The 13,928-nt window shown below is 71.8% G+C and carries 16 protein-coding genes; 10 read left to right on the forward strand and 6 right to left on the reverse strand.

Going from position 1 to position 13,928, the window contains the following annotated elements:
• Positions 1-19: 19 nt before the first annotated feature.
• From Sru02f_RS14290 to Sru02f_RS14300, 3 genes are all read right to left on the reverse strand, one after another.
• Positions 20-598 (reverse strand): TetR/AcrR family transcriptional regulator, encoded by a 579-nt coding sequence (locus tag Sru02f_RS14290; RefSeq protein ID WP_109030400.1) that lies wholly within the window; start codon positions 596-598, stop codon positions 20-22.
• A 127-nt stretch (positions 599-725) separates the two neighbouring features.
• Positions 726-1,490 carry a VOC family protein gene (locus Sru02f_RS14295; protein ID WP_167469365.1) on the reverse strand — a complete coding sequence of 255 codons (765 nt, stop codon included), beginning with the start codon at positions 1,488-1,490 and terminating at the stop codon, positions 726-728.
• Between the two features lie 120 nt (positions 1,491-1,610).
• Complete coding sequence (locus Sru02f_RS14300) at positions 1,611-2,003, reverse strand: VOC family protein (RefSeq protein WP_109030402.1); 393 nt, start codon at positions 2,001-2,003, stop codon at positions 1,611-1,613.
• Between the two features lie 83 nt (positions 2,004-2,086).
• On the opposite strand from Sru02f_RS14300, the gene Sru02f_RS14305 reads away from it, so the two are divergent.
• Positions 2,087-2,626: a GNAT family N-acetyltransferase gene (locus Sru02f_RS14305; RefSeq protein WP_109030403.1), complete on the forward strand. Its 540-nt coding sequence runs from the start codon at positions 2,087-2,089 to the stop codon at positions 2,624-2,626.
• Between the two features lie 42 nt (positions 2,627-2,668).
• Here Sru02f_RS14305 and Sru02f_RS14310 read toward each other — a convergent pair whose 3' ends face one another.
• Entirely contained in the window at positions 2,669-3,352 is a 684-nt protein-coding gene (locus tag Sru02f_RS14310) for a glycerophosphodiester phosphodiesterase (RefSeq protein ID WP_109030404.1), read from the reverse strand.
• A gap of 226 nt (positions 3,353-3,578) precedes the next feature.
• Between Sru02f_RS14310 and Sru02f_RS14315 the strand changes: the two genes are divergently transcribed.
• The 4 genes from Sru02f_RS14315 to Sru02f_RS14330 all read left to right on the forward strand — a co-directional run bounded on the left by Sru02f_RS14315 (position 3,579) and on the right by Sru02f_RS14330 (position 7,524).
• A complete protein-coding gene (locus Sru02f_RS14315) occupies positions 3,579-4,982 on the forward strand; it encodes a DUF6421 family protein (RefSeq protein ID WP_109030405.1) in 1,404 nt (467 codons plus the stop codon).
• Positions 4,983-5,050: 68 nt separating this feature from the next.
• On the forward strand, positions 5,051-5,797 hold the full coding sequence (locus tag Sru02f_RS14320) for an SDR family NAD(P)-dependent oxidoreductase (protein WP_167469366.1): 747 nt from the start codon (positions 5,051-5,053) through the stop codon (positions 5,795-5,797).
• Entirely contained in the window at positions 5,794-6,864 is a 1,071-nt protein-coding gene (locus Sru02f_RS14325; protein ID WP_109030407.1) for a threonine aldolase family protein, read from the forward strand. Before Sru02f_RS14320 ends, Sru02f_RS14325 begins: the two co-directional genes overlap by 4 nt.
• A gap of 87 nt (positions 6,865-6,951) precedes the next feature.
• Positions 6,952-7,524, forward strand: coding sequence for a transglutaminase domain-containing protein (locus Sru02f_RS14330; RefSeq protein WP_164270321.1), 573 nt, complete (start codon positions 6,952-6,954; stop codon positions 7,522-7,524).
• A gap of 10 nt (positions 7,525-7,534) precedes the next feature.
• Here the strand turns inward: Sru02f_RS14330 and Sru02f_RS14335 are convergent, their stop codons facing one another.
• Entirely contained in the window at positions 7,535-8,263 is a 729-nt protein-coding gene (locus Sru02f_RS14335) for a lysophospholipid acyltransferase family protein (protein ID WP_052837115.1), read from the reverse strand.
• Positions 8,264-8,528: 265 nt separating this feature from the next.
• Here Sru02f_RS14335 and Sru02f_RS14340 point away from each other — a divergent pair, with 265 nt between their 5' ends.
• The 5 genes from Sru02f_RS14340 (at position 8,529) to Sru02f_RS14360 (ending at position 13,058) form a co-directional block, all read left to right on the forward strand.
• Positions 8,529-8,909 carry a TlpA family protein disulfide reductase gene (locus Sru02f_RS14340; protein WP_109030409.1) on the forward strand — a complete coding sequence of 127 codons (381 nt, stop codon included), beginning with the start codon at positions 8,529-8,531 and terminating at the stop codon, positions 8,907-8,909.
• Between the two features lie 146 nt (positions 8,910-9,055).
• Positions 9,056-9,565, forward strand: a complete 510-nt coding sequence (locus Sru02f_RS14345; RefSeq protein ID WP_109030410.1) for a flavin reductase family protein — start codon at positions 9,056-9,058, stop codon at positions 9,563-9,565.
• Positions 9,566-9,785: 220 nt separating this feature from the next.
• Entirely contained in the window at positions 9,786-10,574 is a 789-nt protein-coding gene (locus Sru02f_RS14350) for an electron transfer flavoprotein subunit beta/FixA family protein (protein WP_109030411.1), read from the forward strand.
• Positions 10,575-10,629: 55 nt separating this feature from the next.
• The gene (locus Sru02f_RS14355) at positions 10,630-11,592 is read left to right on the forward strand and encodes an electron transfer flavoprotein subunit alpha/FixB family protein (RefSeq protein WP_106518687.1); all 963 of its coding nucleotides are present in this window, start codon (positions 10,630-10,632) and stop codon (positions 11,590-11,592) included.
• A gap of 167 nt (positions 11,593-11,759) precedes the next feature.
• Positions 11,760-13,058 (forward strand): DUF6986 family protein, encoded by a 1,299-nt coding sequence (locus Sru02f_RS14360; RefSeq protein ID WP_109030412.1) that lies wholly within the window; start codon positions 11,760-11,762, stop codon positions 13,056-13,058.
• Here the strand turns inward: Sru02f_RS14360 and Sru02f_RS14365 are convergent.
• A complete protein-coding gene (locus Sru02f_RS14365; protein WP_109030413.1) occupies positions 13,039-13,872 on the reverse strand; it encodes a hypothetical protein in 834 nt (277 codons plus the stop codon). The two genes, Sru02f_RS14360 and Sru02f_RS14365, sit on opposite strands and share 20 nt — an antisense overlap.
• Positions 13,873-13,928: the final 56 nt, after the last annotated feature.

Raw genomic sequence — 13,928 nt, forward strand, 5'->3', positions numbered from 1 at the left:
GATTCCGGGCATGAAAAATTCAGTCGAGGGCGGCCAGCGCGACCTCCACGAGGGGTTCGAGGGCTCGGGCGTCCGGCGTGATCTTCGAGGAGACCAGTAGGCCGTTGAGGAAGGTGACGAGGAAAGCGGCGAGGGTGTGCGGGTCGTGCCCATTCGCGATCTCGCCCCGCTCTGCCGCGACCCGCAGTACTTCGGCGAGCGCGTCCCGGCTGGCGTCCTGCATGTCGCGCACGGTGCGCCGGGTCGCCGCATCCTCCGGCAGGCGCTCGCAGGCGGCGTTGACCGCCAGGCAGCCCCGGCCGTCGTCGCCCACCGCGATCCGGACCCGCTCGACCAGCATGGCGCGGATCGCCGAGCGGGCGTCCGTCCCCTCCTCCAGGCTGCGCAGGGCGGCCGCCGCGAGGGTGGTGCGGTAGTGCTCCAGGGCCGCCCGGTACAGGCCGTCCTTGTCGCCGAACGCGGCGTACAAGGACCCCTGTCCGATCCCCAGGTGCCCGGTCAGGTCGCGCACCGAGGTGGCCTCGTAGCCGCGCGTCCAGAACAGCTCCATCGCGCGGCTCACCGCCGCCTCCGTGTCGAACTCCCGGGTCCTTGCCATGACCTCACCGTAACCTATCTGGATCGCCCGCTCAAGAAAGGGGTCCCGTGACCGCCCGGGATCGTGGCCGCCCGGCCGTGCTGCCCATCTGCCCGTCCAGCGGCGGCGGCACCCCGTGCCGGGCGGATCAGCGCTCGTCGCCCGCCCGGTACACGCCGAACATCGCGCCCTGCGGGTCCCGCAGCACCGCGATCCGGGGGCCGTCGGACACGGAGGTCGGCTCCATGAGCACGGTGCCGCCGCCGTCCGTCGTGTCGACCGCGACGGTGTTCACGTCCGCCACCGCGAAGTACGGCAGCCAGTGCGCCGGGACCTCGTGCGGGAACTTGTCGTCCATCGTCACCATGCCGCCGAAGTCCGCCCCGTCGATCCCCCACTGCGGATAGCGGTCCGAGGCCCCGACACTCCAGCCGAACACCGTCGTGTAGAAGTCGGCGGCCCGGTCGGGCTCCCGGGTCAGCAGCTCCACCCAGCCCAGCGAACCGGGTGCGTTGAACAGTCCGGCCCCGGGGAACGCACGCCCCTGCCACAGCTGGAACACCGCCCCGGTCGGATCGGCGGCCACCGCGAACCGGCCCGCGTCGAAGACGTCCGCGGGCCCCTGGAGGGCCACCCCGCCGGCCGCCGTCACCTGCCGTACGGCCGAGTCCGCGTCGCGCACGGCGAACGACACGTTCCACGCGACCGGCTGCCCCTGCTGGTACAGCGGAGTCAGGGCGGCGACCGGCGCGCCGTCGATCCGGGCGATCGTGTAGCCGCCCGCCCGCTGCCGCGGGTCCGTCTCGGGACGCCAGCCGAACAGCTTGGTGTAGAACCGCTTGGCCGCCTCCAGGTCGGTGGTCCCCAGCTCCGCCCAGCAGGGCCCGCCGGTCACCGGTTCGTGGAGCTTCATCGTGCTGGCGTCCTTCCGCCGGGGCCGCAGACCGTCCGTCCCCCTCCAGCACGCTAAGGCCGGGCCGGGGCCGCGGCCATCCGGCACGTACGCACCCCGGTCGCGTGGCCGTCCGTCCGCTCAGATCCCGGGCCGGTAGCGCAGCGGATGCTCCGCGGGCACCTCCACCAGCACGATCCGGGTGCCGTCCGGGTCCGCGATCCACATCTCCACCAGCCCCCACGGCTCCTCGACCGGCGGTCGAACGATCTCGACCCCCTTGGCTTCCAGTTCCTCGTGGGCCGCCGCCACGTCCTCGACCTGGATCCACAGGGCGAGCCCGGGGGCGAGGGGAGCGTCGGAGCGACCGGGGACCTCCAGGAATCCGCCGCCGAGGAAGTAGACGGTGCCCCGCTCCGGACCCGTGCCGAACTCCCGGTGGACGGCGAGGCCGAGCTGTTCGCCGTAGAAGGCGCGGGAGCGGTCGGGATCGGTGGGGCGGAGCAGGGTCCGGCTGCTGAGTACGTGCACCATGCGTCCCGACCCTAGTGGCGGCCTTCGACGGCGTTACGCTCATCGGTGCCCGCGCCGCGCCCAGAACGAACCGGAGACGCCCCATGGACACCGCCGCCAGCCCACTGACCTACCGCGACGCCACCGACGCCGACGTGGACGCGCTCGTGGCGCTCATAGAGTCCGCGTACCGGGGTGACTCCAGCCGGGCCGGATGGACCACCGAGGCCGACATCCTCCAGGGGCAGCGCACCGACCCGCAGGGTGTGCTGGAGGTCGTCAAGGCGCCGGACAGCCGGCTGCTGACGGTGGAGCGGGACGGTCGGATCGTGGCCTGCTGCCAGCTGGAGCACCGCGGGGCGCACGCCTACTTCGGGATGTTCGCCGTCAGCCCGGCGCTCCAGGGCGCGGGACTGGGCAAGGCGATCATCGCGGAGGCGGAGCGGCGGGCCCGTACGACGTGGGGCGTCACGGAGATGCACATGACCGTGATCTCGGTGCGCGAGGACCTCATCGCCTGGTACGAGCGCCGCGGCTACCGCCGCACGGGAGAGACGACACCCTTCCCGTACGGCGACGAGCGCTTCGGCATCCCGCAGCGCGACGACCTCCGGTTCGAGCTGCTGGTCAAGCCGCTGGTGTGACGCGAGTCCGCCGGATTTTGCCGCTCGGCCCGCTCGGCCCGCTCAGGCGGTGAAGCGCCCGGTGCGCTTGATCTCCGGATAGTCGGTCGTCGCGCCGTCCAGGCCCAGGGCGCGCACCAGTCGCAGGTGGTCCTGGGTGTTCACGGTCCAGCAGAAGACCCGCAGTCCCGCCTTGCGGGCCTTCCGCACGATCTCCAGCGTGACCCTGTTGATGTCCAGGCACAGGGTCTTGGCGCCCGCCTTCACGGCGCGGTCCACGACCTCGGGGCCGTAGTACTGCGCGACCAGGGCCGTCCGCACCCCCGGCACCAGTCGGGCGATCTCGACGATGGCCTCGTCGTGGAACGAGATCACCTCCACCCGGTCCACCAGGTCCCGCCGGAGCATCACGTCGGCGAGGAGGCGCGCGGCCGCCGCGTCCTTGATCTCGGCCTGCAACGGCACCGAGACCGCGTCCAGCACCTCCTCGAAGACCGGGATCCGCTCCCCGCGGCCGGCGTCCAGGGCGCGCAGTTCCTCGAGGGTCTTGTCGGCGATCGCACCGGTGCCGTCGGTGGTGCGGTCCACGTCCGCGTCGTGCATGACGACGAGCGCGCCGTCCTTGCTCAGGTGCAGGTCCAGTTCGACGACGTCGAGGCCGGCCTGCTCGGCGGCGACGAAGGAGCGCAGGGTGTTCTCGGGTTCGACACCCATCGCTCCGCGGTGACCGATGGTGAGGAAGTTCAAGGCTCGACTCGCTTCCGTCGACGTCGGCGTGGCAGGGCGGCAGCCTAACGGCCCTGCCGGACCGTTTCCCCCGTGCCGCGCCGGGTATACGAATCCGGCGTCCGACAGGAAAAAGTGCGGCGAAGCCCGGGGTGAGGCAGGATAATTTACGGAGTCTCCCCTTGATTGGAGAAACGTCGTATGCCTACGGTGTCTTGACGCAAGCTTCTCCCGTGGAGGATGGGACATGACGGAAATTCTTGTGCAGGTGGGTGTGGAGGGCGACGTTCCTCCGGCGAGCAGGGTGGTGGAACACCCGGCGTGGCCCGTGCTCAAGGATGCCGTGGAGCGGATCCGGCCATGGCAGTCCAAGGACGGGTCGATCGACTTCGACGCCGAGGGCGCCCCCGAGCGGGCCGCCGCCGAGGACGCCGTACGCCGCGTCACCGAGGCCGTGCGCGAGCTGTCCCCCCTGCTGCCGCACGACCGCGCCTACCACGAGGCCCTGGTGACCGACCTCGGCCGCTGGGCCGACGGCGGCTTCGAGGTGCCCGACTTCCTCGACTCGCTGCTGGCCTTCCAGCCGGCCGCCAACCGCGCGGACGGCCTCCAGCACCTCGTCGTCTTCCCCATGTACACGCAGAACGGCAACCCGGACCGCAACCTCGAAGCGGTCGTCCTGCGCATGGTCTGGCCCGACTGGCTGGCGGAGCTGGAGCGCACCCGTTACGACAACCCGCTGTTCTGCGGCATCACCTTCGAGGACTTCACGGCCGGGTACGACACCAACTCCGCCGTCCTCTTCCCGGAGACCATCGCCGTGCGCGAGGCCCCCGAGCGCTTCTCCTGGGGCGGCATCTTCTGCGACCGCGAGGCCGCCCGCTTCCGCCGCGTCACCGAGGCCGCCGTGGACCTGCTGGGCCTGGAGCTGCCCGAGGACGTCGCGGCGCTGGTCGACGACCAGAAGCGCTGCGAGGAGGCGTTCGTCCTGTGGGACATGGTCCACGACCGCACCCACAGCCACGGCGACCTGCCCTTCGACCCGTTCATGATCAAGCAGCGCCAGCCGTTCTGGATGTACGGCCTGGAGGAGCTGCGCTGCGACCTCACCGCCTTCAAGGAGGCCGTGAAGCTGGAGGCGGACGGCGTCCCGCAGGCCCGCGACGTGCAGTACGCGGTGCTCTTCGACCGCATGTTCCGCTTTCCGGTGACCGGCGAGCGGGTGCGCAACTACGACGGTCTCGGCGGCCAGCTTCTCTTCGCCTATCTGCACAAGCACGACGTCGTCCGCTGGACCGACAACAAGCTCTCCATCGACTGGCAGCGCGCCCCGCAGGTCACCAACCAGCTGTGCGCCGAGATCGAGAAGCTGTACAAGGACGGCATCGACCGCCCGAAGATCGTCCACTGGTTCGCCGGCTACGAGCTGGTCTCCACCTACCTCGCCCCGCACCCGGGCTCGAAGTGGGCCAAGGGCCCCGACGCCCTGGACCTGACCCTGCCGCCGCGCAAACTCGTCGACGACGTGCTTCCGGACGAGTTTCCGCTGAGCATGTTCTACGAGGCCCTGTCCAAGAAGCTGAAGAAGGTGATCGCCTCGACCCGGGGTATCACCGCGGCCGCGGACGGCGCCGAGCGGGCCGCCGCGTGAGCGACCGCGGCGACGGGCAGGAACACGCACGGCAGACACAGGCTCAGCAGGCTCGGGAGGCGAGGACCATGGGGAACGGGGCGCTCGACGGCGCGGTGATCGCGGTGGCCGGGGCGGGCGGACCCGCCGGACGGGCCGCGCTGCTGCGGCTCGCCGAGGCGGGTGCGACCGTGGTCGGCGCGGACAACGACCCGGAGCGGCTCGCGGAGGCGGTGGACGCGGCGCGCTACGCGCACGGCGGCGCCACCGTCACCGGCGAGACCGTCGACCTGCTCAACCTGGACTCCACCCGGGCCTGGGCCGACCGCACCGAGCAGGAGTTCGGCCACGTCGACGGCATGGTCCACCTCGTGGGCGGCTGGCGCGGCAGCAAGACCTTCACCAAGACCGAACTCGGCGACTGGGACCTCCTGGAGAAGCTGCTCATCCGCACCGTGCAGCACACCTCCCTCGCCTTCCACGAGGCACTCCAGCGCAGCGACCGCGGCCGCTACGTCCTGATCAGCGCCGCCGGCGCGTCCAGTCCCACCGCGGGCAACGCCGCCTACTCGGCCGCCAAGGCCGCCGCCGAGGCGTGGACGCTGGCCATGGCGGACTACTTCCGCAAGGCGGGGGGCGAGCAGGGGCCGACGTCGGCGGCTGCGATCCTGGTGGTGAAGGCGTTGGTGCACGACGCGATGCGCGCCGAGCGCCCCAACGCGAAGTTCGCGGGCTTCACGGACGTGAGTGACCTCGCCGAGGCCGTCGCCGGTGTCTGGGACAAGCCCGCCGCGGAAGTGAACGGAAACCGTCTGTGGCTGACCGAGAAGCCGTGAACCCCCCGAAGACCGACGCGCGTCGCCACCACGACCCCGAGGTCCGCGGTTTCGCCAGTGACAACTACGCCGGGGCCCACCCGGAGGTGCTCGCCGCCCTGGCCCTGGCCAACGGCGGACACCAGGTCGCGTACGGCGAGGACGACTACACCGGGAACCTCCAGCGCGTGATCCGCAGCCACTTCGGTTCCACCGCCGAGGCGTTCCCGGTCTTCAACGGCACCGGCGCCAACGTCGTCGCGCTCCAGGCGGTCACCGACCGCTGGGGCGCGGTGATCTGCGCCGAGAGCGCGCACATCAACGTCGACGAGGGCGGCGCCCCCGAGCGCATGGGCGGCCTCAAGCTGCTCACCGTCCCCACCCCCGACGGCAAGCTCACGCCCGAGCTGATCGACCGGCAGGCGTACGGCTGGGACGACGAGCACCGGGCGATGCCGCAGGTCGTCTCGATCACCCAGAGCACCGAGCTGGGCACCCTCTACACGCCCGACGAGATCCGCGCCGTCTGCGAGCACGCCCACGCGCACGGCATGAAGGTGCACCTGGACGGCTCCCGGATAGCCAACGCCGCCGCCTCGCTGGACGTGCCCATGCGCACGTTCACCAACGCGGTCGGCGTCGACCTGCTCTCGCTCGGCGGCACCAAGAACGGGGCGCTGTTCGGCGAGGCGGTCGTGGTCCTGAACCAGGACGCGGTGCGCCACATGAAGCACCTGCGCAAGCTGTCCATGCAGCTGGCCTCCAAGATGCGCTTCGTGTCCGTGCAGCTGGAGGCGCTGCTGGCCAAGGACCTGTGGCTGCGCAACGCCCGGCACTCCAACGAGATGGCCCAGCGCCTGGCCGAGGGCGTGCGCGCCGTGCACGGCGTGGAGATCCTCTACCCGGTGCAGGCCAACGCCGTCTTCGCCCGGCTGCCGCACGACGTGAGCGAGCGCCTGCAGAAGCGGTTCCGCTTCTACTTCTGGGACGAGGCCGCCGGCGACGTGCGCTGGATGTGCGCCTTCGACACCACCGAGGACGACGTCGACGCGTTCGTGGCCGCCCTGAAGGAGGAGATGGCGCGCTGACGGGGAGACCTCCCGCCATTGCATAGGTATGCGGTCATCTGAAAAGTCATTGACTGACGGATGATCGCTTTCCTATGCTCTGCGGGCATGGAGCTGATCCAGAAGACCCCCGACCTGTCCGCCTACCTGGCTGCCGACGAGGCCATCGACCATGACCATCCGCGCGTGCGGGAGGTGGCCGGCGGACTCGCCAGGCAGGCCGAGGACTCGTATGCCTATGCGCGCCTGGCCTTCGAGTTCGTGCGCGACACCATCCCGCACTCACAGGACTCCGGGGACCCGCGCGTCACCTGGCGGGCCTCCGACGTCCTGGAGCAGCGCACCGGCATCTGCTACGCCAAGGCCCACGCGCTGGCCGCGCTGCTGCGGGCGGAGGACATCCCCACAGCGCTGTGCTACCAGCGGTTCGACGTGGTGCACGGGCTGGTCGCCGTACGCCTCGACGGCGCCTGGCACCGGCAGGATCCGCGCGGGAACAAGCCCGGCGTGAACGCGCGGTTCTCCCTGGGCAGGGAACAGCTGGCCTTCACACCGGACCGCGCGGCGGGTGAGGAGGACTACCCGGAGCTGTACGCGGCGCCGCATCCCGCCGTCCTGGACGTCCTCAAGGCGGCCACCGACCGCCCGCACCTGTGGGAGACCCTCCCCACCGCGCTCTGAAACGCCCGGCTCAGTGCGCCTGGGCGGTGCGCAGCTGCTCGGGCGTCGGGGCCGTGCCGCCGAGATGGGCCGGCATCCACCAGGTGTCGTCGGCTCCCTTGGGGCGCACCGGGTAGGCGCGCTGCGCGGCCTCCAGCAGCTCCTGCACCCGCTCGCGCAGCCGCCGGGTGATGGCACCCGCGTACTGCTCGCGCGAGGCCTCCATCGCCTCGCCGACCCGGATGGTGATGGGGGTGTGGCTGCGCTTGAAGTTGCGCGGGTGGCCCTTGGTCCACAGGCGCTGGGTGCCCCACAGGGCCACGGGGACCAGGGGGACGCCCGCCTCCTGCGCGAGTCGCGCGGCACCCGACTTGAAGCTCTTCAGGGTGAACGACTCGGAGATCGTCGCCTCGGGGAAGACCCCGACGATCTCACCCGACTTCAGCGAGTCGAGGGCGTGCGCGTAGGCCGCCTCGCCCTGCTTGCGGTCGACCGGGATGTGCTTCATCCCGCGCATCAGCGGACCGGAGATCCGGTGCCGGAAGACCGACTCCTTCGCCATGAAGCGCACCAGCCGCTTCTGCGGCAGCGCGGCCAGGCCGTCGAAGATGAAGTCCAGGTAGCTGATGTGGTTGCTCACCAGCACGGCGCCGCCCGAGCGCGGGATGTTCTCCGATCCCTGGCAGTCGATCTTGAGGTCCCACGCCTTGAACAGGGTGCGGGCGAGACCGATCACCGGGCGGTAGACGAGTTCTGCCATGGGCGGGTCGAACCCTTCCTTGTCAGCCTGGGAAGGGGGCTCCCAGTCGAAAGTTACGCACCCGTAGGTTTACGGGCTTGTCGCAGATCGTGCCCCAAGAACGGCCGGTGTACCAGCCTTGGTGCCCGTGTGCGGCGAGATCCTCATCACTTGCCGGACCCTCGCGTGGCCGAAATGCGACGGTGGGCGGGAATCTCCGCGGCTCCGCGGACGCTGCAGCTTCGGAGTACCGAACCGGTGGCGTGCGGGGTACGCGCGCCCAGGAGTGCCGCGATGGCGGCGGAACGGGGGCACGCCGGTGCGCGGCCAGGACGACGACGGGCGGGCGGCGGCCGCCGCCCCGCGGCTGGATGCGGCCGACCTCGGCGCGGAACTCGGCGCCCGCGCGACGCTCGTACAGTTCTCCAGCGCCTTCTGCGCGCCCTGCCGGGCCACCCGGCGGGTACTGGGCGAGGTGGCGGGCCTGGTGCCCGGCGTCGCCCACGTCGAGATCGACGCCGAGGGCCATCTGGACCTCGTCCGTGCGCTCGACGTGCTCAAGACCCCCACGGTGCTGGTCCTGGACGCCGACGGCCGCGTCGTGCGGCGAGCCGTCGGGCAGCCGCGCAGGGCGGACGTGATCGCCGCGCTGGGCGCGGCGGTGTGACAAGCGCCACGCCACCGGTGAGGTCCTGTCCACAGCCCCCACATCCCTGGACGTAATTGACTGTGCGTGCCACCCGTCGTCAGCCCGCCCCCATGCCCCGCTCGCCGTTGCCGGGACCGAGGCGCACCGCAGAAGGGCCATCCCGTATGACGGCCACACCCGACCTGGCCGCACCCCGGCCCGCCACCGACGACCTGCTGCGGTCCGTCTTCCGGCGGCACGCTGCGGGTGTCGCCGTGATCACCGCGCGGGGCCCCGGCGGCCCGGCCGGTTTCACGGCCACCTCCCTCACCTCCGTCTCCGCCCGCCCGCCGCTGCTCTCCTTCGGCATCGGCACCGGCTCGTCGAGCTGGCCCGCGGTGTCCGAGGCGGAGCACGTCGGCGTCCATGTGCTCGGCGAGCACCAGGAGGAGCTGGCGACCACCTTCGCCCGCAGCGGCGCCGACCGTTTCGCCGCACCCACCGGCTGGCGGGAGGGGCCCGAGGGGGTGCCCGTGCTGGACGGCGTGCTCGCCTGGCTGGTGTGCCGGGTGGTCGGACGGGTGCCCGCGGGGGACCATCGGATCGTGCTGGCGGAAGTCCTCCTGGGCGACCCCGCCGGAGCCGGCGAGCCGCTGCTGTACCACCAGGGGCGTTACCGGGGTCTGCGCGACTGACCGGTCGGCGGGACGGCTTCTGCGAAGGTGTCGGGTTCCGGTTACGCTGCGTTGCGAAGGTCACAGTTCAAAGCGCTTGCTTAGCGGGCAGGAACTGGATGTACTGACGAGTAATATTCCGGGCGGAGCGCAGGTCGCCCCGACCGGGATCGGCCGCTTGGGGCGCCTATGCTGCCTGCAAGAGGCAGCACTGAAATGTCGACGCAGTAGGAGAGCCGGCGTGAGCTTGAGGATCGTTGTCACTGTGAAGTACGTGCCCGACGCCACTGGCGACCGGCACTTCGCCGATGACCTGACCGTCGACCGGGACGACGTGGACGGTCTGCTCTCCGAGCTGGACGAGTACGCGGTCGAGCAGGCGCTGCAGATCTCCGAGAATTCCGACGACGACGTCGAGGTCACCGTCCTGACGGTGGGCCCCGAGGACGCCAAGGACGCCCTGCGCAAGGCGCTGTCCATGGGCGCGGACAAGGCGATCCACGTCGAGGACGACGACCTGCACGGCACCGACGCCATCGGCACCTCCCTGGTGCTGGCCAAGGCCGTCGAGAAGGCCGGTTACGACCTGGTCGTCTCCGGCATGGCCTCCACGGACGGCACCATGGGCGTCGTCCCCGCGCTGCTCGCGGAGCGCCTGGGCGTGCCGCAGGTGACGCTGCTGTCCGAGGTCTCGGTCGAGGGCGGCGTCGTGAAGGGCCGCCGGGACGGCGACTCGGCCACGGAGCAGCTGGAGGCGTCGCTGCCGGCGGTCGTGTCGGTCACCGACCAGTCGGGCGAGGCGCGTTACCCGTCCTTCAAGGGCATCATGGCGGCCAAGAAGAAGCCGGTTCAGTCCTGGGACCTCTCCGACCTCGACATCGACGAGGACGAGGTCGGTCTGGAGAACGCCTACACGGTCGTGGAGTCGGCCGCCGAGCGTCCGGCGCGCACCGCGGGCACGATCGTCAAGGACGAGGGCGAGGGCGGCAAGCAGCTCGCCGAGTTCCTCGCGGGCCAGAAGTTCATCTGAGGCCCCGCCGCCCCAACCGCCCCTCATCTTTCGCAAGCAGGAGAGAAGAAGTCCCATGGCTGAAGTTCTCGTCTACGTCGATCACGTGGACGGTGCCGTCCGCAAGCCGACCCTGGAGCTGCTGACGCTGGCCCGCCGGGTCGGCGAGCCCGTCGCCGTCGCGCTGGGCAACGGCGCCGGTGACACCGCCGCCGCCCTCGCCGAGCACGGCGCGGTGAAGGTCCTGACCCACGAGGCCGCCGAGTACGCCGACTACCTGGTCGTGCCGAAGGTCGACGCCCTCCAGGCCGCCGTCGCCGCCGTCTCCCCGGCCGCCGTGCTGGTCCCGTCCTCCGCCGAGGGCAAGGAGATCGCCGCCCGCCTGGCGCTGCGCCTGGGCTCCGGCGTCATCACCGACGCCGTCGACCTGGAGGCCGGCGACGAGGGCCCGGTGGCCACCCAGTCGGTGTTCGCCGCCGCCTTCACCACCAAGTCCCGCGTCTCCAAGGGCACCCCGGTCATCACGGTCAAGCCGAACTCGGCCGCCGTCGAGGCCGCCCCGGCCGCCGGCGCCGTCGAGGCCCTGTCGGTCACCTTCTCCGCCGCCGCCACCGGCACCAAGGTCACCTCGCGCACGCCTCGGGAGTCGACCGGCCGCCCGGAGCTGACCGAGGCCGCGATCGTCGTCTCCGGCGGCCGCGGTGTCAACGGCGCGGAGAACTTCGCGATCATCGAGGCGCTCGCCGACTCGCTCGGCGCGGCCGTCGGCGCCTCGCGCGCCGCGGTGGACGCGGGCTGGTACCCGCACACCAACCAGGTCGGCCAGACCGGCAAGTCCGTCTCGCCGCAGCTGTACATCGCCTCCGGCATCTCGGGCGCGATCCAGCACCGCGCGGGCATGCAGACCTCGAAGACGATCGTGGCGATCAACAAGGACGCCGAGGCCCCGATCTTCGAGCTGGTCGACTACGGCGTCGTCGGCGACCTCTTCGACGTCGTCCCGCAGCTCACCGAGGAAGTCAAGACCCGCAAGGGCTGACCTCCCCGCCGCACCGCACACCGAGGCCCCCGGTGACGTCCACGGACGTCGCGGGGGCCTCGGCGTGCGCGCAGGATGGTGTTGACCGGTGAAGACTCGCCAGATAACTTCACTCTACGGATAACCGATTCCGGTCAGCGGAAAAATGAACATCAGGAGGGTGTCGAATGGGTCAGCAGGAGAAGGTGGCAACGAGCCTCGCGGGCGCCGTCGGCGAGGAGATCAGTGCCTCCCTCGCACCGGTCGACGCGGAGCTGGAGCGCCGCTACCCCGGAGACCCGGGCACCCGCCAGCCCGTCCACACCGTCTACGTCCCCGGTGACGTCTTCGCCGCCGACACGATCCGCTCCTGGGGCGACAAGGCCCTCGCCGCGCTCGACGAACACGCCCCGGACGCCGCCTCCTTCGCCGCCGTCCTCGGTCTCGCCGACGACCTCGCGGAGCCCGTGTACACCCGCGTACGCGCCAAACTGGAGCGCGAGCCGATCGAAGACCTGCGCGTCGACTTCGAGGACGGCTACGGCAACCGTACGGACGCCGAGGAGGACGAGGCCGCCGCCCGCGCCGCCCGCCTGGTCGCCGAGGCGTACGGGCAGGGCACGGCCGCCCCGTACATGGGCATCCGCATGAAGTGCATGGAGGCGCCGGTGCGCGCCCGGGGCATCCGCACCCTCGACGTCTTCCTCAGCGGTCTGATGGAGGCCGGCGGCCTGCCCGACGGGCTGGTCCTCACCCTGCCCAAGGTGACCTACCCCGAGCAGGTCACCGCCATGGTGCGGCTCCTGGAGGCCTTCGAGAAGGCGCGCGGCCTCACGCCCGGCCGGATCGGCTTCGAGATCCAGATCGAGACCAGCCAGTCGATCCTCGCCGCCGACGGCACCGCCGCCGTCGCCCGGATGATCCAGGCCGCCGAGGGCCGCGCCACCGGCCTGCACTACGGCACCTTCGACTACAGCGCCTGCCTCGGCGTCTCCGCCGCCCACCAGGCCAGTGACCACCCGGCCGCCGACCACGCCAAGGCGGTCATGCAGGTCGCCGCCGCCGGCACCGGCGTACGGGTCTCGGACGGCTCCACCAACGTCCTGCCGGTCGGCCCCACCGCGCAGGTCCACGACGCCTGGCGGCTGCACTACGGCCTCACCCGCCGCGCCCTGGCCCGCGCCTACTACCAGGGCTGGGACATGCACCCCGGCCACATCCCCACCCGGTACGCGGCCGTCTTCGCCTTCTACCGCGAGGGCTTCGAACAGGCCGCCGCCCGCCTCGCCCGCTACGCCAACCGCACCGGCGGCGACGTCATGGACGAGCCCGCCACCGCCAAGGCCCTCAGCGGCTACCTGCTGCGCGGCCTGGACTGCGGCGCCCTCGACATCGGCGAGGTCGCCCGGCTGACCGGCCTGACCCGCGCCGACCTGGAGGGCTTCTCGGGCCCGCGGCGCGGCGACCTCACGGCGTCGGCGCAGTAGGCCCGGCCGACGGCGTCCGGCTCCCGGCGAAGGGGTCCTCCGGCCCGGAGCCCACGTACCGCTCCAGGCCGGACGCCGTCACCCGCTCCTCCTCGGCGAACAGCCGCGTCCCCCGGTCGCACAGCCGCCGGTCCGCCCGCGCCCGTGCGCTGAACTCCTCGGGCGTCGTCCCGAACAGCTCCCGCAGCCGGGCCGACCCGTGCAGCAGCTCGGTGATCAGGGGCCGCTGCGCCCTCGGATGCCGTCGCGGCGCGCCGGTGCCGTCGTGCAGGACGCCGTGGCGGTTGACGTACGCGTACGCACCGCCCAGCACCGAGCCGTCGCCCGGCTCGACGCGCACGTCGGGCGCGGGCAGCCAGACGCGGTCGAAGTTGCCGCCCGCCATCGGGACGCCCTCGCTCGCGTCGATCACCGCGAGCTGCTCGGCGTCGAGCCACAGCACGAACAGCTCCCGTACGGTGCCGGGGGCGCCCACCGGCGACGCGGACACGTAGCCCATGCGGCTCACGTGCGCGGAGACGCCGATGTCCAGTCCGGTGACCCGGGACCTGACCATCGGGATCGGCGAGTCGATCCCGAACTCGGCCATCTTGTGCCGCAGCTGTGCCGGGCTCGCGTTGGACCCGATCGCCAGCACCGGGACCCGGCCGTCCTCCTCGTCGTACACCGGCCGGTCCAGCGGCAGCAACCGGTCCCCGTCCAGCAGCCCGGACTCCCGGGGCCACGCGCCCGGGTACAGCAGCGGCTCCTCGCGCGGCACCCCGGCCAGCCCGAGCGCGCGCAGCGTCCGGTCCTCGCCGGGAGGTTTCGACACGGTGTGATGCTCCTCGTGGCTGTGGCTGTGGCTGTGGCTGTGGCTGTGGCTGTGGC

Source organism: Streptomyces rubrogriseus, from assembly GCF_027947575.1.
Classification (GTDB): domain Bacteria; phylum Actinomycetota; class Actinomycetes; order Streptomycetales; family Streptomycetaceae; genus Streptomyces; species Streptomyces rubrogriseus.